The sequence below is a fragment of the Comamonas sp. genome (genome assembly GCF_036666375.1).
GTDB lineage: Bacteria > Pseudomonadota > Gammaproteobacteria > Burkholderiales > Burkholderiaceae_C > Comamonas.
On record NZ_JAVWWA010000043.1, the window covers coordinates 1 to 20,181 of the forward strand.

17 protein-coding genes and 1 riboswitch are annotated in these 20,181 nt (G+C 66.2%); of the genes, 6 read left to right on the forward strand and 11 right to left on the reverse strand.

Annotated features, from left to right (window positions below):
* The 5 genes from RR928_RS12285 to modA form a co-directional block, all read right to left on the reverse strand.
* Window positions 1–1,409, reverse strand: a 1,409-nt coding sequence (locus tag RR928_RS12285) for a carotenoid oxygenase family protein (protein ID WP_332682692.1), incomplete at its 3' end; no start/stop codon positions are given.
* Window positions 1,410–1,430: 21 nt separating this feature from the next.
* Entirely contained in the window at window positions 1,431–2,471 is a 1,041-nt protein-coding gene (locus RR928_RS12290; protein WP_332548290.1) for a MerR family transcriptional regulator, read from the reverse strand.
* 300 nt (window positions 2,472–2,771) lie between these two features.
* Window positions 2,772–4,340: a sensor domain-containing diguanylate cyclase gene (locus RR928_RS12295; protein WP_332682694.1), complete on the reverse strand. Its 1,569-nt coding sequence runs from the start codon at window positions 4,338–4,340 to the stop codon at window positions 2,772–2,774.
* 328 nt (window positions 4,341–4,668) lie between these two features.
* On the reverse strand, window positions 4,669–5,325 hold the full coding sequence (gene modB, locus RR928_RS12300) for a molybdate ABC transporter permease subunit (RefSeq protein WP_332537536.1): 657 nt from the start codon (window positions 5,323–5,325) through the stop codon (window positions 4,669–4,671).
* 15 nt (window positions 5,326–5,340) lie between these two features.
* Window positions 5,341–6,060, reverse strand: a complete 720-nt coding sequence (modA, locus tag RR928_RS12305) for a molybdate ABC transporter substrate-binding protein (RefSeq protein WP_332537535.1) — start codon at window positions 6,058–6,060, stop codon at window positions 5,341–5,343.
* 252 nt (window positions 6,061–6,312) lie between these two features.
* Here modA and RR928_RS12310 point away from each other — a divergent pair, with 252 nt between their 5' ends.
* A complete protein-coding gene (locus RR928_RS12310; protein WP_332682697.1) occupies window positions 6,313–6,843 on the forward strand; it encodes a GAF domain-containing protein in 531 nt (176 codons plus the stop codon).
* Between the two features lie 42 nt (window positions 6,844–6,885).
* Here RR928_RS12310 and mntP read toward each other — a convergent pair whose 3' ends face one another.
* The 5 genes from mntP to RR928_RS12335 all read right to left on the reverse strand — a co-directional run bounded on the left by mntP (window position 6,886) and on the right by RR928_RS12335 (window position 13,962).
* Window positions 6,886–7,452: a manganese efflux pump MntP gene (mntP, locus tag RR928_RS12315; RefSeq protein ID WP_332537533.1), complete on the reverse strand. Its 567-nt coding sequence runs from the start codon at window positions 7,450–7,452 to the stop codon at window positions 6,886–6,888.
* A gap of 11 nt (window positions 7,453–7,463) precedes the next feature.
* A riboswitch (yybP-ykoY riboswitch) is annotated at window positions 7,464–7,634 on the reverse strand.
* A 61-nt stretch (window positions 7,635–7,695) separates the two neighbouring features.
* Window positions 7,696–8,241, reverse strand: a complete 546-nt coding sequence (locus tag RR928_RS12320) for a 4'-phosphopantetheinyl transferase family protein (RefSeq protein ID WP_332537532.1) — start codon at window positions 8,239–8,241, stop codon at window positions 7,696–7,698.
* A 38-nt stretch (window positions 8,242–8,279) separates the two neighbouring features.
* Window positions 8,280–12,257: a Pls/PosA family non-ribosomal peptide synthetase gene (locus tag RR928_RS12325; protein WP_332682699.1), complete on the reverse strand. Its 3,978-nt coding sequence runs from the start codon at window positions 12,255–12,257 to the stop codon at window positions 8,280–8,282.
* Window positions 12,258–12,418: 161 nt separating this feature from the next.
* A complete protein-coding gene (locus RR928_RS12330) occupies window positions 12,419–13,117 on the reverse strand; it encodes an HAD family hydrolase (protein WP_332548285.1) in 699 nt (232 codons plus the stop codon).
* 29 nt (window positions 13,118–13,146) lie between these two features.
* A complete protein-coding gene (locus tag RR928_RS12335) occupies window positions 13,147–13,962 on the reverse strand; it encodes a phosphodiesterase (protein ID WP_332537529.1) in 816 nt (271 codons plus the stop codon).
* Window positions 13,963–14,118: 156 nt separating this feature from the next.
* Between RR928_RS12335 and RR928_RS12340 the strand changes: the two genes are divergently transcribed.
* From RR928_RS12340 to RR928_RS12360, 5 genes are read left to right on the forward strand one after another with little or no spacing between them, the layout of a single operon-like run.
* Window positions 14,119–15,441: an ABC transporter substrate-binding protein gene (locus RR928_RS12340; RefSeq protein ID WP_332537528.1), complete on the forward strand. Its 1,323-nt coding sequence runs from the start codon at window positions 14,119–14,121 to the stop codon at window positions 15,439–15,441.
* 7 nt (window positions 15,442–15,448) lie between these two features.
* Window positions 15,449–16,381, forward strand: a complete 933-nt coding sequence (locus RR928_RS12345) for a carbohydrate ABC transporter permease (protein WP_332537527.1) — start codon at window positions 15,449–15,451, stop codon at window positions 16,379–16,381.
* Between the two features lie 2 nt (window positions 16,382–16,383).
* Window positions 16,384–17,214 carry a carbohydrate ABC transporter permease gene (locus tag RR928_RS12350; RefSeq protein WP_332537526.1) on the forward strand — a complete coding sequence of 277 codons (831 nt, stop codon included), beginning with the start codon at window positions 16,384–16,386 and terminating at the stop codon, window positions 17,212–17,214.
* A 26-nt stretch (window positions 17,215–17,240) separates the two neighbouring features.
* Window positions 17,241–18,317 carry an ABC transporter ATP-binding protein gene (locus RR928_RS12355; protein ID WP_332537525.1) on the forward strand — a complete coding sequence of 359 codons (1,077 nt, stop codon included), beginning with the start codon at window positions 17,241–17,243 and terminating at the stop codon, window positions 18,315–18,317.
* A gap of 4 nt (window positions 18,318–18,321) precedes the next feature.
* Window positions 18,322–19,107, forward strand: coding sequence for a DeoR/GlpR family DNA-binding transcription regulator (locus tag RR928_RS12360; RefSeq protein WP_332537524.1), 786 nt, complete (start codon window positions 18,322–18,324; stop codon window positions 19,105–19,107).
* A gap of 49 nt (window positions 19,108–19,156) precedes the next feature.
* On the opposite strand, the gene RR928_RS12365 is transcribed toward RR928_RS12360, so the two are convergent.
* Complete coding sequence (locus RR928_RS12365; RefSeq protein WP_442881487.1) at window positions 19,157–20,134, reverse strand: Bug family tripartite tricarboxylate transporter substrate binding protein; 978 nt, start codon at window positions 20,132–20,134, stop codon at window positions 19,157–19,159.
* Window positions 20,135–20,181: the final 47 nt, after the last annotated feature.

Sequence of the window (20,181 nt, forward strand, 5' to 3'; positions counted from 1 at the left end):
CCTCCATGAAAGCCGAAAGGCACCCGATGCGGCAAATGCGCCACGGCTATGGGGCCTGTTGCCAGATCCTGCGCGTCGAACACCAGCAGGTCGCTGCGCTGTTCTTGCGCGCGCCAGGCCACCGAGAGCAGCCAACCGTCGGCTTCGGGTGCGTCGGCCGCGCGTGGCACGAAAACGGGTTCGGACACCACGTCGCCCGGCGGCAGTGTGTACAGGTGGCGTTCGCCGGTGTCGAAATCGAAACGCGCAAGGCTGTCGTACAGCACGCTTTCGGAATTGTCACGGGCACGCGATGTCGCATGGCAGGTATAGAAACCGTAGCGGTTGCGCCGGCCGGTATAGCGTTCGTCGATGCGCGGAAACTCCGCCACCAGCTCGTCGAGGTATTCGCGCTCGAAGCCGGTGTCGGCACAGGCCAGGTCGAAAGTCCAGCGGCACAGGCGCGCGGCCATGGCTTCGGGCGCGCCAGGGCGGCCCTGGGCGTCGGGCAGGCCGGGCGCGGTGTTCGATTGCATCACGTAGGCGACGATGGTGTCGCCGTCGTCCCAGGCATTCATCACATGGAACACATGGCAGGGGTCGGTGTCGAACCAGCGCATGGTATGCGCCGCGGCGCCTTGCCTGAGCACGCCGACATGGGTGCGCAGGCCCGCATCCCAGGCCAGCATCGGCTTGCCGCGCATGGCGCGCTCCATGCTGAACGTCAGCGGCGTCACGGGGAACAGCACATGCGTGCGCGTGAGCATGAAGTCGTGCACCATGCCCGCGTAGGGCGCGGTGAAGGACTGCAGTTGCGTGACTTCGCAGTTCCTGTCGATCACGCCATAGAGCATGCTGGGCGAGCACGGCCGGTCGCACGAGTAGGCGAAGAAATGCAGCTCGCCGCTGTCGGGGTCGGCTTTGGGGTGGGCGGTGCAGCGCGCGGCCAGGCGGTCGCCGAAGCTCTGATGCCCCTTGGAGTCAAGCGTGCGGGCGTCGATTTCAAACGGCTGATGCGACTCCTCGAGCGCGAAAAGCCGCTCGCCATGCCACAGCATGCTGGTGTTGGCGGTTCCGCCGTTCTTGCCCAGCGCCAGCGGGTCGCTGGTCGCGGGATTGCCGAAAGTGCCGAAAAGCGCGTGTCCGGCCGCATGCTCGAGCTGCCATTTAGGCGTGCGCGCCCAGCGGTTGCGGTACGACACCTTGCCATTGCTGATATGGAAGGCGTGCACCATGCCGTCGCCGGAGAACCAGTGGTAGTTGTTGTCGCGTGCGGCGAACTGCGGATTCGGGCCTACGCGGTACAGGCTGCCCGATAGCGTGGCAGGCAGCGTTCCTTCGACGGGCAGTTGCGCGAGGTCGCGCTCCTCGGTGAGCGGCGCATAGTTGCCGGTGAAGAAGTGGGGATTTGTCTGTGCGCTAGCGTGCATGGGTGGGCCTTCAGGATGTATTCAGGGGTTGGCTGCGCTGTCCAGGAGGGCCATGGCTTGCCCAACATAGGCGGCCAGGGCCTCGTCGATGCCGGAGCCGGCCCGCAGCGCCGCGTCCTGGCGCAAGGCCCTCTGCAGCTTGGCATGCAGTACGGTATTGCCGCCGGCCTTGGCCAGCGACAGCGCCTGCCAGCGCCGCGCCAAGGCTCGCATGGCGGCGCCATCGCAGGGCGCGCGGTCCAGCATCTGTTGCCTGACCTCGGCGATGAGCGGCGGCCAGGCCAGCGTTTGCGCAACGTAGTGCTCGCGCAGCGCGGCCATGTCCTCGGCGCTGCAATGCGGGGCATAGAGTTGCAGCCGGGCGAAGGCCATGGCGTGCGCGATGTAACGCATGCCGGCGCGGTCGACTCCGGTCAGCGCGTGCAGTGACGGCTCGTTCCAGTGCATGCTGTAGAGCTTCATCAGCAGACCTTCGTCGCCCGCGGTTTCCTCGCGCAGCATGGCCATCCAGCGCTGCGCCAGGGCCTGGGCCTGCGTATCCTCGTACGATACGCCCGCTGCCAGCAGGCGTTGCAGCCACGCGCTCAAGGCGGCGCGCTCGGGCGCCAGGGCGTCGCTGAACCCGTCGCGCTGGGCCTTGAGCGTGCGCTGCTCGTCGTCGCTGAAGTATTTCGCGCCCGTGACCATGCTTTCAAGTGCCAGCAGCCAGTCGTCGATGCCGGGTTCCTCGCTGGCCTGCAACTGGCGCTGCACGGCGAGCAGGTGGGTGCGCAGCGCCGATGCCTGCACGATCTCATGGTCGAGCTGCGCGACCTGGCGGGCGACGACTTGGGCAATGCCGCCGGCCGCATTGTCGAGCAGGCCCTGGATGTCGGCCAGCGACAGGTCAAGTCGGCGCAAGGCCTGGATGCGGTAAAGCCGCGCCACGTCCTGGCGATCGTAGAGACGGTAGCCGGCAGCGGAGCGGGCGGAGGGCACCAGCAGCGCAATATCGTCATAGTGGCGCAATGCGCGCACTGTCAGTCCGGTACGCCGGGCGAGTTCGCCGATCTTGAAAAACATGCTTTCCCTCTCGAATTGAAGGCATGCTAAACCTTGCCGTTACGAGAGGGTCAACGCTTTTTCGGGAAAAAATTCGCGTACCGATGCTGAGCCCCATTGGAATGCGGTTGGACACAGGGCAGAGCCGGCCGCAGGCGAGCGGTGGCGCCATGGGCAGGTGTTTGGCGAAGGGCTTGCTGGCTTGTTTGCGCCACGCCTTCCATCGCCATGGACCAGGCAGCCCGGGTGGCCGTGCACAAGCGTGCTGCCAGCGTGGGCAGACGAATTGCAGGTACGCAGCCGGGCGCCGAACGCCGGGACTCAGCCCTGCGGAGTTTCCGCCACCACCACCCGGTTGCGTCCTTCGTGCTTGGCCCGGTAAAGCGCCTTGTCCGCCTGCCCGATCAATCCAGCTGACGTCAGATCGACGCTTGCCGCATGGGCCGATGCAATCCCCGCCGAGACGGTGACGATGCCGTCGGCGCTCGCCTCATGCCGCAGAAGCAGCCGCGCAACTTCAAGCCTGGCCGCGTTGGCGACCGCGCGGGCGCCGTCGGCGGGGGTGTCGGGCAATATGGCGACGAATTCCTCGCCGCCATAGCGCGCGAGCACGTCGCCCGGACGGCGCATTGCGCTGGAGAGCGCCGCCGCCACCTGGCGCAGGCAGTCGTCGCCCGCGGGATGTCCATAGTTGTCGTTGTATGACTTGAAGTGGTCCACATCGAAAAGCACCACCGAAACCGGGCGGCCGTAGCGCCGGGCCTGCCCCAGGATGTCTTCGAAGCGGTGATCGAACGCCCGGCGGTTCAGTATCCCGGTGAGACTGTCATGTTCCGCAAGTTCCGCGAGCTGGGCGTTCGCCAGCACGATCTGTTCATGGGCGCTGCGCAGCGCCCGGTCCGAAGTCTGGCGCAGCTTCATGCTCCTGAGCACATACCACGAGGAAACGCCGATGATGGAGACCACCAGCAACATGCAGGCGAATTGAACATGCGCGGCGCTGCGCCATTCGGCCAGGATCTCCTCTTCCGACAGCGCCACTGTCACAAACAGCGGATTGTTGGGCAGATGCTCGAACGCCGCGAGACGCTTGACCCGGTCAATCGGCGAGGTGATCCTGACCATTCCCGCGCGCGCGCTGTTGACCGCCGACATCAAGGGATTGTTGGCGAAATACTGGCCCAGTTCTTCCGCTGCGTAGGGACGTCGCAGCAGAAGCTTTCCATCCGCCAGGCTCAGCGATATGGCGCCTTTTTGGCCGATGTCGAAACCATTGAGCAGCTTGACGATGTAGTCGACGCGCACGGTGGCCAGCAGCACGCCCGCGAAGCGCCCCTCCGCATCCTCGATGCGCTTGGACACGGGAATGATCCATTCTCCGGTCGAGCGGCTTTGCACGGGCTTGCTGATCAGGACGCGGGTACTGCGGCTTTCGCGGTGCGCGATGAAATACTCGCGGTCGGAATTGTTGGCCTGACGGGACTGTACGGGCTGGGTGTGCACCAGCCAGCGCCCATCGTCGCCATAGACAAACAGCCCGTGCATGTACTCGGCGCGGCTCAGGTGCGTGACCATGATGGGCTGCAGAGGCTCCAGGTCCGCGGGAGTCATGTCGCGCTGCTCCAGCATGTAGCCCAGGGTGTTGAGCAACCGGTCCACCTCGCTGAAAACGCTGTCGAGCTGGTTCGCCACCGAGTGAGCGAGATTCCTCGAGGTCTTGGTGGTCTGCGACCAGGCCGCATCATAGGTCCGCGATGCGAGCCACACGTTGGTGGCAATCAACACCACCGTCAGCAGTGCAATGAAGACGCCTGCCGCGAGAAAGGGGCGTCCCACCGGGCTGGGCATGCTCTGCCCGTCGTGGGCAACACCTGCATTGATGGATTTCATGTTGGAACCTGCATCGAAAAGGGCCTGGTCGCCCTTTGCACCGTTCGACTGTATTGCACCGGGTTTCGTTGGGGACCGCGTAGTTCAAGCCAGGCGGCCATGCATAGGCCCGGCCTGCCCGTTGTAGGGCGTAGTTTGCCCCAGCTTCAGCGCCTTGAATACAAGCCGGGCGGCTGCAGCCGCCTGGATTACCGCACAGGCGGCCGATCACCGGCCCAGTTCACAGATTCATGGCAGCGCCGGTGCCGCGTGCACTGAAGTCCAGGGACCCGCCGCCAGGCACGCGTCTGCCCAGATCAATTGCGGACCATTGCGTCCAGCGCCGCGCCTAAAGGGAGCCCAGACGGCGCAGCATCATGAAGGCCGGAATGGCAATCAGGCACAGCAGCAGCGACAGCTGGTTGGCGCAGTCGAAATTGCCATCGAGCACCTGGTTGAAGATTGCCAGCGACAAAGTCTCGGTGCGGCCCGTTATATTGCCGCCCAGCATCAGGGACAGGCCGACCTCGCCCAGGGCGCGCCCGCCCGCCAGGATCAATCCTGCGGCCAGGCCGCGCCTGGCCAGCGGCAGCTCCACCCGCCAGAACGTCTGCCACGGCGAGTGGCCCAGCGTGGCCGCTGCCTCGCGCATGCTGGCCGGGATGGCGGCGAAGGCGTTCTGCGTGGGTTTGACCATCAGGGGCAGGCCCGCGACAAAGGCCGCCACCACCAGTCCGGTGGGCGTGAAGATGATCTCGGGCTGCAGCCAGCCCGGCATCCATTGCGTGAGCCAGCCATTGCGACCCAGCAGCAGCAAGAGGGCATAGCCCAGCACGATGGGCGGAAAGATCAGCGGCAGCGTCACCAGAATGTCCAGGATCTGGCGGCCCGGCCCTTTGCGGCGCGCCAGCACCCAGCCTGTCGCGCCGCCGACGATCAGCTGCGCCAGCAGGCTCCAGCCAATGACCTGGGCGGTCAGCCACACCGGCGCGCTGATGCAGAGCATGGGCCAGCGCCGGACTCAGAGCCCGTGGCGCTGCATGACCTCGCGTGCCTGCGGCGTCGCGATGAAGCGCAGAAATGCCTTGGTGGCAGGGGTCGCTTCGCGGCCCTGGAGCAGTGCCAGGCTCAGTTCTATCGGTTCATGGCATTGCGCTGATATCTCGAGGCTGGCGCCGACCTTGTCTTTCAGCGCCAGGGCTTCCGTGGCATTGATGAAGCCGGCGTCGACATTGCCCGTGGACAGATAGGCGCTGACTTGCGGCACCGTCGCCACCTCGATCAACTTGGGTTGCAGCGCTGCCGAAAGCCCGCTGCGCTCCAGGCAGGTGTACGCGGCCTTGCCGTAGACGGCCTTGGTGCGGTCGGGAATCGCGATGCGCTTGAACTGCGGCTGGGCAAGATCGGCAAGCGCATTCAAGGCATGCGACTTCGAGGCCGCCAGGACCAGCTGGCCCTTGCCCAGGTGCTCGAAGCCCTGTGCAAGCTGCATGGGCTCGAGGAATGTCTTGTCCCCGATCAGGAAGTCGATGTCGGGGTTTTGCCGCGCCTGTATTTCCACCTGCTTCATGTTGCCGAAGCTGGCCTCGGCCTGTATGCCCGTGGCGCGGGTGAAAGTCTGCAGCAACTCCAGTACGGGCTTGCGGTAGCCGGCGCCGGCCGCGATCAGGACACCTTCGCCGGCAATGGCTGGCGCTGCCAGCGCGAAGGCCGCGCAGCACAGGAAAAAACGTCGAAACATGGCACTCCATTGCCTCGCAAAAGGCATTCGATCAAAGGGGTAGGCGCAGGCGCATTCAGCGGTCCGTGCAAGAGAAATACCGCAGCCGGCGCAGCCGCAGTGGGCGATAATACTGCATCGCTATTCATTTTTTGAATAGCGCACAATGCCACGCTGCAATACCGATGCTCAAAGCCATTTCCTGCAGCGGTTGCCGGCGTCGCGCTTGAACGCGTGCATCACCCAGCCACTGACGCCCGACACGCGAGAAGAATGAAAATCGATAACTCCCAGCTGCTGGACATGTCCAGCGCACAGCGCAAGCGCGAGGCCTATGGGCTGCTCGACCGCCAATGGCAGGCTTTGATCGCCGGCGAGCGTGATCCGCTGGCAAACCTCGCGCAGTTCTGCGCACTGGTCTTTCAATCCGTGCCCGGTCTGAACTGGGCTGGCTTCTACCTGCGGCAAGACAAGACGTTGGTGCTGGGGCCGTTTCAAGGCAGGGTGGCGTGCACGCGCATCGACATCGGCCGCGGTGTCTGTGGCACCTGCGCGGCGACCATGCAGGTCCAGATCGTCCCCGATGTGCATGCCTTTCCCGGCCACATCGCCTGCGACAGCGCGTCCAATTCGGAACTCGTGCTGCCGCTGGTGATCGACGGGCGCGTGGTCGGGGTATTGGATCTGGACAGCCCCCTGCATGGCCGGTTCGATGCACAGGATGCGCAAGGACTGGCGGCAATGCTCCAGACCCTGATCCAGGGCACGCGCTGGCAACCCTGGATCTTTGGCGCAGGCCGATAGTTCTGGCCGCGCGATGAAGGCGCACCGGGCCTGCGCTGGTCGTCAGGCGGCGTTCAGGTGCTCCATCAGTATCAGCGCGCCGATTCCCATGAGCAGAATGCCGCCCAGGCCTTCGGCCCAGCTGCCGACCACATTGCCCAGCACCCGGCCCAGCATCACGCCCAGAGTGACCATGGTGAACGTGGCCAGTCCTATGGCCAGCGCGACCGTGACGATGTTGACATCCAGGAAGGCCAGGCCCACGCCTACCGCCATGGCATCGATGCTGGTGGCAAAGCCCGTGGCGACCAGCAGCCAGAAGCCATGGCGCCTGGGCTTCTCCACGGCTTGCGCTTCGGGCCGGAACGCGCCGATCAGCATGTGGCCGCCCAGCAGCAGGAGCATGACAAAAGCAATCCAGTGGTCCCAGGCCTTGACGTAGTCGGACGCGGCCGAGCCCAGCGCCCAGCCGATGACCGGCGTGATCGCTTCGATGACGCCGAAAATGGCGCCGGTGCGCAAGGCTTCGCTCCAGCGCGGCTTGAGCAGCGCCGTGCCTTTGCCGATCGCGGCAGCGAACGCATCGGTGGACATGGCAAACGCCAGCAGGGAAATCGCGGTGATATTCATTTTTGCGGTCAATCGGTCGGGCGAAAACGCAGCGGCATACCTCCGCTGCCCGACCTGCGTCGCGGTGATATGCCGATGGTCTCGCCAACCGAAAGACGGCTGCCTGCGCCACAGCATGCAAGATGCCGAGTGTGTTGACGCAGGCGCCTCCAGAAGCTGGAGGCAGGCTACTCCCCAAGGGGACCTAGAGTGTAGAGGCTGCGGCCCGGTGCCGGTGGATTGTCCGCAAGAAAGAGCGGCTCTCTAGAGCTGCGTCCTATTTGCATTGCGCGCCAAGGCAATAGCAAACCCTTCGAGCGCACTGCTGATCACTTCGATGGCAGGCGCGTGCAAGCGCGCGTGCCGCTCTGCCGACCATTCCTGCAATCCCAGCCCCAGGCACTTGCCGCGCGCTTCGAGTTCGGCCCATGCGAGCGCGAACGCTTTGTCGCGCGCTGCGCCATCGGCCGACGCGAGTCGCGCAAGCACTGCCGGACCCAGATACGACCTGGCCACCGCTGCCCAATCCGGCATGGGGGCTGTTTCTGTCACATCGATGCCAATGCGTGCGCCGGGGCACAGGGCGATCAGCGCCAGGTCCTGGCTGTAGCTGATGCTGATCGACAAGCGCAGCCCTTGCCAGCGCGCGTCCACGAACGGCGCCTGGCCGGGGACGAAATGCAGCAGCGTGTTGTCGCTGCTGGTTCCCAGATAGCCGGCCACCAGTTCCTTCAGCAGCGCTCTGGCCTCGGCGCGCAGTTGCCGGCGCTGGCCTTGCAGCCGCCACACTGCGGGCTGCAGCGCGCGCAAGGCCGGCCTCTGGTCCGGCTCCATGGGTGCCGGCGGTGTCAAGGCGTCCATGACTGGGCTGGCGAGCCATGCCAGGCGCTGTCGGGCGGCAGCTTTTCACCTTTCATGATCAGCGTCAGCGGTCCGAGCAGCACGCCATCGCCGATCACGGTGTCGTACAGCACGGTGGTGCGTACGCCCAGCGTCACGCGTTGCCCGATCTGGATACGGCCGATCTTCATCACCCGGTCCTCGAAGAGGTGGGTCTGCGGGCCCGACCAGGCATTGAGTTCGCTGTGGTCGCCGATCTCTACGCAGTCGAATTCGGTGATGTCGGTGGTGTTGAGGTAGACATCGCGGCCTATGCGCACGCCCATGAGGCGCAGCATCGACGGCATCATGGGCGTGCCGCGCAGGTACTCGAGGAAGTTGGGCACGGCAATCGACTCATAGATGCTGGTCAAGGCTTCGCTGGTCCAGACGAAGGGCGTCCACATCGGCGTGGCGCGCGGCCGGTAGCGACCGATCAGCAGCCACTTGAGCGCCAGCACGAACAGGAAACAGCCGACGCCGTAATAGATGCCGGCCACGCCCAGGTCGAGCGCCAGCTCCAGCCAGGCTTCCTGCGCGGCCACGGGCATGAGGTTCTGGACAATCACGTAGCCCGCGCCTATGACCAGCGACAGCGGCAGCACGATGCGCATCGCTTCCACGGTCGCGCGGCCCAGCCAACGCCATTTCGAAGGCCGGAAAGTCAGGGACTCGGCAAAGCCCGTCAGGACTTCGCGCGCCGGCAGGCTGATTGCAGGCGAACCCACCCAGGTCTGCCCGGGCTGCATCTTTTCGCTCGCGGGCGCCTTGGACTGCACGCCCAGCAGCATGTCCGGGGGCAAGGTGGTGCCGTCAGGCACATAGGCGCCGTTGCCGATGAAACTGCGCCGGCCTACGACCGTATGGTCGATCGACATCCAGCCGCCATCGATTTCCTCGTCGCCCAGCATCACCGCGTCGGCGATGAAGGACTCGTCGCCCAGCGTCAGCATGTCTGGAATCAGGCCCATGGCGGTCGAGATTTCGGCATGCCGGCCGATCTTCGCCCCCAGCAGGCGATACCAGGTGGGAACGAAAACCGTCGCATAGACGCCGTGCAGCACATGCAGGCTCGCCACCTGGATCTGGTTGGCCAGCCACTTGCGGCAGTACAGGTTGCTGTGCACCGGCCAGGTTCCTGGTTGCAGCCTGGGCAGCACGGCCCAGCGGATGGCAGCGGCGATCAGCGCCGTGCCCACGATCAGCACCGCGCTGGCGGGCAGGGCCAGCAAGGCGTACTGGAATACCGCGAGCACATAGCCATGCGCTTCCAGCGATGGCGCCAGCACCCGCTCTTCCAGCGCATCGATCAAGGCAAACGCCGGGAAGATGGGCAGAAAGAACAGCACCGCCGTCAGCGCGGCACCGAACGCGAAGAACATGGCCTCTCCCATGCGGCGCGCCCGGCTGACCGCGGGGCGCGCCGCGCGCTCGCCGCTGGGGCGAAGGCGCACGAACTGCGCCGGCGCGCCATCCCACACTTCATGCGCGGCCAGGCGCGCGCCGCGCGCCAGCGCCGCCAGGCCCTCGAGCCGGCCCCATGGCGCGATCGCGGTATCGCCCTCCATGACCGCATACGAGCCCACATAGCCTTCGGCGCCGATATCGATGGCGCCCACCACCAGTTCACCGCGCTCCACGCGCACATTTTCCAGATTGACGTTCGAGCCTATGCTGGCGCCATCGCCTATGCGCAGCAGATGGGCGTGCCGGATCGTGACCGAGCCGATCACGACCTCCTTGCCGATCTGCGCCCCCATGGCGCGCAGGTAGCCGTTGTACAGCGAGGACCCCGAGAGCAGGTAGGCCGGCGCGATCTGCTGCAGCCGGTCGGCGAGCCACCAGCGGAAATAGTGCAGGCCCCACAGCGGATAGCTGCCGGCCCTGAGCCCTTGCAGCAGCAGCCGGCTGCCGAGCACCGCCACCGTCAGGCTGAACAGGTGACTGCCCAGGAACACCAGCACCGAAGCCAGCACGGCGAAGGCAATGCTGTCCCCGGGTTCGCCGGTGAAATAGTGGTAGGTGAAAAACGGTGCGAGCCAGTTCAGCACATTCAGGCTGATCATGAACGGCAATGCCAGCGCCTGCGCCGCGCCGCACAGCATCCTGCGCCAGCGCGGAACCGGCGCGAACCCGGGCAGGGCCGCGCCGCCGAGCCTGGCCATGCCGGCTTGCATGGCTTCGGCGATGGCGGCGAGTTGCCGGTTCTGGTAGACGTCGTTCACCGTCATGTGAACGAATCGCGCATCCTCGCGCAGCGTCGATACCAGGCGCGCCGCGATCAGGGAATGCCCGCCGAGGTCGTCGAAGAAATCGACCGATCCGCGCAGCGCCTGCCCCGGAAACAGGCGCGCGAGTACCGCGAACAGCGCGGCCTCGGCATCGTTTTGCGCCGCGTCGGAACCCGCGGAACCGGCGGGCGCGGTGAGCGCGCTCATCGGCAGCGCGCGCAAGGCCTGGCGATCGATCTTGCCCGAGGTCAGGCGCGGAATGCCGGCGACGATCTCGAAGTGGCTGGGCACCATGTAGGGCGGCAGGACTTCGCGCAAGCGCGCGCGCAGATCGCCGGGCGTGGGCGCGTCGCGACCGGCGGCAACGACGTAGGCCACCAACTGGTCGATGTCGTTGACGGGCTTGAGCACCACGGCCGCCGCGCCATTGCGCAGCAGCGCGCTCAGCCTGGCTTCGATTTCGCCGAGCTCGACGCGAAACCCCCGGACCTTGACCTGGTCGTCGACCCGCCCCAGGCAATGGACCTGGCCCTGGGCATCGATGCGCGCCAGATCGCCGGTGCGGTAGAGGCGCGGCTCATGCGGGTGTGCCATCCAGGGGTTGGCGACGAATTTCTCGGCCGTGAGCTCCGGTCTGCCCAGGTAGCCCTGGGCGACGCCGGGGCCGATGATGCACAGCTCGCCGGTTTCGCCGGCGTCGAGCAGGTTCAGGTCGGCATCGACCACCAGCAGCCCATAGTTGGGCAGCGGCGCGCCAATCGTCACGGCCTGGCCTGCGTGCAGTTCGGCAATGCTCGCGGACACGGTGGCTTCGGTCGGGCCGTAGGTGTTGAACATCCGGCGCGCAGGCGTGGCCCAGCGGTCGACCACGGCCTGCGGGCACATTTCCCCGCCCAGGTTGATCAGCCTCAGGCCCGGCACGTCACTGCCGAACAGCGCCAGCAAGGTCGGCACCGCGTGCAGCACGCTGACGCCATGCTCGACCAGCGCGCGTGGCAGCGCATCGGGGTCGGCCGTGATTTCACGCGGCGCAATCCACAAGGTGGCGCCCACAAGATAGGAGATCCAGATTTCCTCGAACGACATGTCGAAGGCAACGGAAAAGCCCTGGTACACGCGGTCGTCGGCGCGCACGTCCAGCACGGCGTTCTCGCTGCGCAGGAAATGGCAGATCGCCCCCTGGCTGATGGGCACGCCCTTGGGCTTGCCGGTCGAGCCCGAGGTGTAGATGACATAGGCGGGATCTTCGGGGCGCGCTGCGCGCCGCCGCAGCAAGGGCCCGGAGGTCTTGGCGAGCAGGGCGGTCTGGTCCCACACCGCCCATGGGCCGGCGCGCAGCTGCGTTGGCAGGCCATGGCCGATGACGATGCCCACGGCCTGCGCATCTTCAAGGCAGATCGCCACGCGCTCGGCGGGCGTGTCCGCATCGAACGGCAACCAGGCCGCGCCGGTCTTGGCGATGGCCAGCTGGCTGGCGAGAAGATCGATGCCCCGGGGCAGCCACAGGCCCACGATGTCGCCGGGTTGCACGCCTTGCGCGATCAGGTGGTGGGCCATCAGATCGGCATGTTCATCGAGCTCGCGGTAGCTCAGTTGCCGGTCTGCGAACACCAGCGCCGCATGCCCTGGCTGGCGTGCGGCCGTTGCCTCGAAAAGGTCGGCCAGCACTTCATCGCGCAGGAAATCCTGGCGAAACGGCCCTCTTGTTATTGTCATAAACAAACGAACATCTTCAGCAAATCTGCTCGGAGGGCAAGCCGTAGCCTTGAACGGACGCCGCCGCGATACCCTGATCGCGCCGTCCGTATGCCGCATTTTCGCCGATCGCGGGCGGCCGATCGGGCAGGGCCGGAAAATTCATGCCGGGTTGGGCAGGCTCAACAGCGTGGTTGCGCTGCGCCGAGCACATCGAGCACGCGCCAGCCGTGGGCCAGCGCGTGCTGCAGCAGCCGGGCATCCGGATTGACGGCCACTGGCTGTCCCACCTCGCTCAGAAGCGGCAGGTCGTTGATGGAATCGCTGTAGAAAAAGGCGCTGGCCAGCGCGCTGGCCGGCAGTCCCTGCCGAGCCAGCCAGGTCTGCATGCGCTGCAGTTTGCCGGCGCGCATGTTGGGGATGCCCTCGACCTCGCCGGAAAAAATGCCGTCGACCAGGGCCAGCTCGGTTGCCAGGCAATGCGAAAAGCCCAGCTCCACGGCCGTGCGTTCGGCAATCACGCGGTTGCTGGCCGTGGTCAGCACCACGGTGTGGCCGGCAGCCCGGTGCGAGGCCACCAAATCATATGCCGCTGGCGGCAGGCGAGGTCGAATCTCCTCGGCCAGAAACCGGTCCTGCCATGGACTCCATTGGGCGGGCGAGCGCCCGGCCAGCAGACGTGCGTAGAACGCACTGAACGCCTGCGCACTCACCTGACCGGCGCGATAGTCCGCGCACAGCTGTTCGTTGCGCGCCTGCGCCTCGGCCGGCACCAGAGCGTGGCGCAGCAGAAAGCGGCACCACAGGTCATCGCCATCGCCATCGAGCAAGGTGTGGTCGAGGTCAAACAATGCGAGCTGCGGGGGCGGGGGAGAAATCATGGTGGGGGCGTATGGGGCGTGGAGCGGCCTCACAGTGCGAGCGCCGGGCCCTGGGTCTCGATGTAGCTCGAGTGGGTGCAAAGTCCGTGCAGCGGCGTCCACCGGTGCAGAGAGATCTTGGGCGGCTCCAGCCGGGCGTGCAGCTTTGCGCCGGGGCGCAGATCGAGCGCCACCTGGTGCGCCACGGACGGCGCCACGTGCAGCGGCACGCCGCCGAACTGCATCTGCACCGCGCGGTGCAGGTGGCCGCACAGCAGGCCCTGCACCTGGCCGTGCGCGCGGATCAGCGCCGCGAGGCGCTCGCCGCCTTCGAGCAGGCTGCAGGCGTCCATGGCTTCGATGCCGGTGGGCAGCGGCGGGTGGTGCATGAAGATCAATACCGGCTGGCCGCTGCAGTCTTGCAGCGTGCGCTCCAGCCAGGCCAGTTGCTGCGCGCCCAAGGCGCCGTGCGAGCGCCCGGGCACGGCGGTGTCCAGCGCCACGCAATGCAGGCCTTGGAATTCAAAGTGATAGCAGCACGCATTCTCCGGCGCATCGTGCGCCACCGGCATGTAGCGGCCCAGCGCGGAGCGCGCCCTCTTGGAGTCATCGTGATTTCCGGGCACGGCATGGACGGGCATGGTCAGCGGCGCGAGCGCGTCGGCCACCAGCGCGTACTCGGCGGCGCTGCCGCGCTCGGTCAGGTCGCCGGTCAGCAACACCAGGTCGGGCAGGGGCTCCATGGCGGCGACATGGGCCACGGCCTGGCGCAAGGCGCGCTCGGTGTCCATGCGGCCGCCCAGAAAGTCGGGGCCGGTGCCGATGTGCGGGTCGGAAAGCTGGGCAATCAGAAGTGGTGCATGCATGGCCTGCAAGTCTAGGCGGCTTGCGCAAGATTCCATAAATTTTTGTGGAAATGAAATGGTTTATGTGGATTTCATATGGTTGTCACGATGGCGCCGCAGCATACGGGCTGAGTTTTCCCAGTTGTTGTCCCTCCTCTGTACTGAAGGAACCATGCCATGCGCCATTCGAACCCCGCTGTGTCTCCCCCGGCCTTGTCTTCCCAGCGTCGCCAGTTGCTCAGGAGCGGTGCGGCCGTGTCGGCCGCCGCGATGCTGGGCGGCATGCCGCTATTCGCCAGCGGCCAGCAGCAGGTCAAGCTGGCCTTCATGTACCCCGTGGGCGTCTCGGGCGACATCAACCGCCTGGTGTCCGGCATGATCAGCAGCTTCAATGCCGCGCACAGCGACATCCAGGTGGAAGCCATCTACGCGGGCAGCTACGACAACACCGAACAGAAGGTGATGACCGCGCTGGGCGTGGGCGATCCGCCGGCCAGCTGGCTGCCGATCAACTCCATGCTCACCACCTTCCTGAACATGGATGCGCTCGAGGACGTGACGGCGCTGGCCAAGGCCGACGACATTTTTCAGGACTTCCTGCCGGGATTTCTGGGAACCTGCATGTCCGACAACAAGCTGTACGGCCTGCCGTTCCAGTGCAGCACGCCCGTGGTCTATTTCAACAAGGCGGCCTTTGCCAAAGCCGGCCTCAAGGCCGCACCGGCCAATTGGAGCGAACTCGAAGCCAGCGCCAAGGCGCTCACGGTGCGCAACGGTGACGCCACGGCGCAATGGGGGCTGACGATTGGCGGCGGCTGGCACGACTGGATCTTCGAGAGCTTCGTGCGCCAGAACGGCCTGGTGTTCTGGACCAAGGAGAAGGTCGCGTTCGACGCGCCCGAGAGCGTGCACGCGCTGGAGTTCTGGTTGCGCATGGTCAAGGCCGGCCACATGCCCGCGGCGTCGACCTGGGAGAGCTCGGCCAACGACTTCATGGCCGGGCGCACCGCCATGCTCTATCACTCCACGGGCTCGATGACCAACATCCTCAAGTCGGCCTCCTTTCCCGTGGGCGTGGCGCCCATGCCCAAGGGCAGGCAGCTGGGCTCGACCATGGGCGGCGGCCCCATCCTGATCGCGAAGAAGCAGCCCGACGCCCACAAGCGCGCGGCCTGGACCTTCGCGCGCTGGATGACCAATACCGCCAACCAGGCCCAGTGGTGCATAGACACCGGTTATCTCGCGGCGCGCAAATCGTCCTGGGAAACGCCGGCGCTCAAGGCCCATGTGGCCAAGGTGCCCGAGTCGCGTTCGGCGTTCGTGACGGCGGAAGTCGCCGGCGCCTTCCTGCAGGTGCCCGGCTACCACAAGGTGCGCAGCTACCTGCAAGGCGCCATCGACCGCACGCTGATAGGCGAGATCAAGCCGGATGCCGCGCTGCGCGAGGCCACGGCCAAGTCCAATCTCGAGATCCAGCGCCTGTCGCGCCGCCGCGGTTGAAGCCACGATGAATCCGTCACTCGCCAAACCCTGCGCGCCCCCGGATGCGGCGACGCGCCGCCAACGGCGGCGCGAGCTGCTCACTGCGCTGGCGATGCTCGCGCCCTCGCTGCTGTTCCTGGGAGCTTTCACCTACTGGCCCATCCTGCGTTCGGCGGTGTACGGATTCTTCGATGTGCAGCTGGGCTCCACGGAAATCTTCTACGTGGGCCTGGAGAACTACAAGCGCCTGTGGCACGACCCGCTGTTCTGGCAGTCGCTGCGCAACACCGTGGTCTACATGGTGATCACGGTGCCGGCTTCGATCGCGCTGGCGCTGCTGCTGGCCGTGGCGCTGGACCGCGGGCTGCGCGGCACGGCCTTGTACCGCTCGACCTTCTTCTACCCGGTGATGATTCCCTCGGTGGCGGCCGGCATGGTCTGGGTGTTTCTGTATGCACCCGGCTACGGCCCCATCAATGGCCTCCTGCATTGGCTGGGCCTGCCCAAGCTCGAGTGGCTCTACGACCCGCACTGGGCCTTGCCGGCCATCATCTTCATGAGCATCTGGAAATATGCGGGCTACTTCATGCTGATCCTGCTCGCGGCGCTGCAGCTCGTGCCGCGCGACCTCTACGAGGCGGCGCGGCTCGACGGCGTGTCGGGCTTTCGCCAGCTGGTGCACATCACCGTGCCGCTGATCTCGCCCACGCTGTACTTCGTGGTGGTCATAGGCGTGCTGCACTCGTACCAGATCTTCGACTATGTGTTCGTCATGACCCAGGGCGGGCCGGCCGACGCCACCAACGTGCTCACCTTCTACATCTACCAGAACGCCTTCCAGTTCCAGGACATAGGCAGCGCCTCGGCGATCGCCAACATCCTGCTGCTCGTGGTCGGCGGCCTCATTGCCATCGTGGCCGCGACGCTGGGCCGGCGGGTGCACTACATGGGACGCTGAACATGCTTTCTTTCAGACCTTTCGCGCGTTCGCGCTGGATGCACTGGGTGCTGGTGCCGGCGCTGCTGCTGTGGCTCAGTCCGCTGGCCTGGATGCTGCTCACTTCGCTCAAGACCCGGGTCGAGATCTTCGATCCGGCCGCCGGGCTTTGGCCGCAGGTCCTGCAGTGGAGCAACTATCCTGCGGCGCTGTCGGTCGCGCCTTTCGGCACCTATCTGCTCAACTCCCTGCTGGTCACGGCGGGCATTCTGCTGGCCCAGCTCACGACCATCACGCTGGCCGCCTACGCGTTTGCGCGCCTGCGCTTTCCGGGGCGCGACCTGCTGTTCGGCCTGTTCCTGCTGCAGGTGATGTTTCCGATCTACGCCACTTTCCTGACCAACTTCATCACCGTGCGCGAGCTCGGCCTGATGAACACGCTGTGGGCGCTGATGGTGCCGTTCATTGCCAGCGGCTACGGCACCTTCATGCTGCGCCAGGCGTTTCGCCAGGTGCCGCAGGAGCTGGCCGACGCCGCGCGCCTCGACGGCTGCGGCCACTGGGCCACGCTGTGGCATGTCTATCTGCCGCTGGTCAAGCCCACGCTCATCGCCTTCGGCATGATCTCGGTGGTGACGCACTGGAACGACTACATGTGGCCGTTGCTGGTGACCAATAGCGAGACCGTGCGGACCTTGCCCATAGGCCTGGGTCTGCTGGCCAAGGCCGACAGCGGCGCCGACTGGCCGCGCCTCATGGCCGCCACCATGCTGGTCAGCGCACCGCTGATGCTGGTGTTCGTGATCTTCCAACGCCGCTTTGTCTCCAGCTTCATGCATGCCGGCCTGAAGTAACTCTGTTCCCCATTACCATTCAAACCATGTCTGCCATCTCCCTACAAGGCATCAGCAAGCGCTATCCGGATCACGTCGCGGTGGACCAGCTAGACCTCGAGGTCCAGGCCGGCGAGTTCATGGTGCTGGTCGGCCCGTCGGGCTGCGGCAAATCCACCACCTTGCGCATGATCGCCGGGCTGGAGGACATCAGCGCCGGCCGCCTGCTGATAGGCGGGCGCGATGTCACCCATGCCGAGCCGCACGAACGCGACATCGCCATGGTGTTCCAGTCCTATGCGCTGTACCCGCACATGACCGTGTACATGAACATGGCCTTCGGCCTGCTGCGCACCAGCAATCTGCTGCGCAGCGAAGTGGACCAGCGTGTCAACGAAGCCGCGCAGCGGCTGCAGATCACCGAACTGCTGCAGCGCCGGCCCAACGAGCTCTCCGGCGGACAGCGACAGCGCGTGGCCATAGGGCGCGCGCTGGTGCGCAAGCCCAAGGTCTTCCTGTTCGACGAGCCGCTGTCCAATCTGGACGCCAAGCTGCGCAGCCACATGCGCGGCGAGCTCGAGCGGCTGCATGCCGAGCTGGGCATCACCATCGTCTACGTGACCCACGACCAGGTCGAAGCCATGACGCTGGGCACGCGCATCGCGGTGATGGACCGCGGCCATCTGCGCCAGGTCGGAGCCCCCATGGAGGTCTACCGCCGGCCCGCCGATCGTTTCGTGGCTGCGTTCATTGGCTCGCCCCAGATGAACTTCCTGCCGGTGCCGCAGCGCACAGGCCAGGCACAGGCGTGGCTTGGCGAGCAGTTCGGCGCGGCCGCGCTGCGCCCTGACGCGCTGCTGGGCTTGCGGCCCGAGGAGTTGACGCTCTCCAGCCCAGCTGGAACGCCGGCCTGTGCCTTGCATTGGCCAGGGGTGGTGCAGCGCGTCGAGCGCCTCGGCGCGGAAGCCTATGTGCAGATACGCGTGGACGGCGCCGACGTGCTGGTGCGCACCGAAGCCGATGCGCCGCTGCTGCCCGAGCAGGCCATTGTGCTCACGCCCGAGCTGTCGCGGCTGCGCCTGTTCGATGCGCAGTCCGGCGCGCTGCTGGCCTGCCGGGCCTGAATCCATGCGCATTACACCCATTCTGAGTGCGCGCCATGAGCGCATCATCGAAATCCTCCGCGCCACGCCGTCGATCACCACGGGTGAGCTGGCGCTGCGCCTGGGTGTCTCGGGCGAGACCGTCAGGCGCGACCTGCAGGCCATGGCCGACGACGGCATGGTGGAGAAATTCCATGGGGGCGTGAGCCTGCACCGCGACATGCAGGAGTCGCCGTTTCTGCTGCGCCTGCGCACCAACGTCGGTGTCAAGCGGCGCCTGGCGCGGCAGGTGTCCAGACTGCTGCCCGACGGGGCAAGCATCATGCTGGACAACAGCAGCACGGCCTGCTTCGTGGCCGAGGCGCTGGCGGAACGCCGCGGCATGACCGTGGCCACGCCGTCTTTGGAAGTCGCCAGGGCGCTGGCCCAGGGCGGCGACCGCCACACGGTGCTGCTGCCCGGCGGAAGCCTGCGCAGCAGCGACATGACACTGGCCAGTGCCAATGCGCTGCGCTTTGCGACCCAATTGAATCCAGATTACATGGTGGTATCTGTCGCGGCGCTCAGCGCCCGCGGTGGATGCCTGGATTTCGACCCGTTCGAAGTCGAGTTCAAGCAGGCGGCCGCCCTCCATGCACGCACCGTGATCGTCGTGGCCGACTCAAGCAAGTTCGAAGCGCCCGGCCTGATCACCAGCCTGCCGTGGTCGGATGTGCAGGTACTGGTCACCGACCGCGCACTGCCTGCCGATCTGGCCCGGGCCTGCGCCGCAGTGCAGCTGGCAATTGCCGAGGCCGCCGAACCGTCCTGAGGACCGGGGCGAAAGCCTGAAGCGCCGCAGGCCCAAACCTGCGGCCTGGCTAGTCGATGCGCGCGCCCGAGGCGTCGACCACTTTCTTCCAGTGGGCCAGTTCCGCCGGCAAGCCTGCGGCAAAGCTTGCCGGGCTGGACTGCACCGGCTCCGCACCCAGCGTCTTCAGGCGCTCGTGCATCACCGGCGTGCTGAGCACCTGAGAGATCGAGGCGTAGACCTTGTCCACGATGGCCTGGGGCGTGCCCGCGGGAGCGAGCAGTCCGTACCATGACGTCACGGCCAGCTCCTTGAGCACGGGAATCTCCGGTGCCAGTGGCGTGGGCTTGTCGGAGGCCACACCCAGCACGCGCAGCTTGCCGCTGGTCACAAACGGCATCACGCCGGGAAAGCTGCCGAACGTCACCGGCAGCTGGCCGGCCACGACATCGGTGGCGGCGGCGGCCGCGCCCTTGTACGGCACATGCAGCAGATTGACATCGCGCTGCTTCTTGAGCATTTCGCCCAGCAGGTGGTTGAGCGTGCCATTGCCCGCCGAGGCGTACTCCACCTTGCCGGGATGGGCCTTGGCATAGGCCACCAGTTCGTCCAGCGTCCTGGCCGGAAACTTGGGGTTGACCACCAGCAGGTAGGGCGCGACCGCCAGCTGCATCACGGGCGTGAAGTCCTTGATGGGGTCGAACGGCACCTTGGAGTAGAGCGCCGGGTTGATCGTGTAGGCGCTTTGCGCGGTCACCAGGAACGTGTAGCCATCGGGCGCGCTGCGCGCCACCTGGCTGGTGCCCAGGTTGCCGTTGGCGCCGGGGCGGTTTTCCACGATCACGGGTTGGCCCAGCGTGCTGCCCAGGTTCTGCGCGACCGCGCGCGCAATCACATCGTTGGCTCCGCCGGGGCTTTGCGGCACCACAAAAGTGATCGGCTTGGCGGGCCAGTTGCCCAGGCCCTGGGCCATGGCCGGGCCGTTGCCCAGCGCGCCGCACAAGGCGCCCAAGGCGCCCAAGGCGATTACGGTGCGTCTATGCATCATCAAGTTTGTCTCCTCCAGATATCGAGGCCCAAGTATTGCCCAGGATG

Bases quoted from the DNA above. Each gene is read 5' to 3' on its own strand.
- RR928_RS12290 (WP_332548290.1), bottom strand. From the start codon at position 2,471: ATGTTTTTCAAGATCGGCGAACTCGCCCGGCGTACCGGACTGACAGTG.
- RR928_RS12295 (WP_332682694.1), bottom strand. From the start codon at position 4,340: ATGAAATCCATCAATGCAGGTGTTGCCCACGACGGGCAGAGCATGCCC.
- modB (WP_332537536.1), bottom strand. From the start codon at position 5,325: ATGCTCTGCATCAGCGCGCCGGTGTGGCTGACCGCCCAGGTCATTGGC.
- modA (WP_332537535.1), bottom strand. From the start codon at position 6,060: ATGTTTCGACGTTTTTTCCTGTGCTGCGCGGCCTTCGCGCTGGCAGCG.
- RR928_RS12310 (WP_332682697.1), top strand. From the start codon at position 6,313: ATGAAAATCGATAACTCCCAGCTGCTGGACATGTCCAGCGCACAGCGC.
- mntP (WP_332537533.1), bottom strand. From the start codon at position 7,452: ATGAATATCACCGCGATTTCCCTGCTGGCGTTTGCCATGTCCACCGAT.
- RR928_RS12325 (WP_332682699.1), bottom strand. From the start codon at position 12,257: ATGACAATAACAAGAGGGCCGTTTCGCCAGGATTTCCTGCGCGATGAA.
- RR928_RS12330 (WP_332548285.1), bottom strand. From the start codon at position 13,117: ATGATTTCTCCCCCGCCCCCGCAGCTCGCATTGTTTGACCTCGACCAC.
- RR928_RS12335 (WP_332537529.1), bottom strand. From the start codon at position 13,962: ATGCATGCACCACTTCTGATTGCCCAGCTTTCCGACCCGCACATCGGC.
- RR928_RS12340 (WP_332537528.1), top strand. From the start codon at position 14,119: ATGCGCCATTCGAACCCCGCTGTGTCTCCCCCGGCCTTGTCTTCCCAG.
- RR928_RS12345 (WP_332537527.1), top strand. From the start codon at position 15,449: ATGAATCCGTCACTCGCCAAACCCTGCGCGCCCCCGGATGCGGCGACG.
- RR928_RS12350 (WP_332537526.1), top strand. From the start codon at position 16,384: ATGCTTTCTTTCAGACCTTTCGCGCGTTCGCGCTGGATGCACTGGGTG.
- RR928_RS12355 (WP_332537525.1), top strand. From the start codon at position 17,241: ATGTCTGCCATCTCCCTACAAGGCATCAGCAAGCGCTATCCGGATCAC.
- RR928_RS12360 (WP_332537524.1), top strand. From the start codon at position 18,322: ATGCGCATTACACCCATTCTGAGTGCGCGCCATGAGCGCATCATCGAA.
- RR928_RS12365 (WP_442881487.1), bottom strand. From the start codon at position 20,134: ATGATGCATAGACGCACCGTAATCGCCTTGGGCGCCTTGGGCGCCTTG.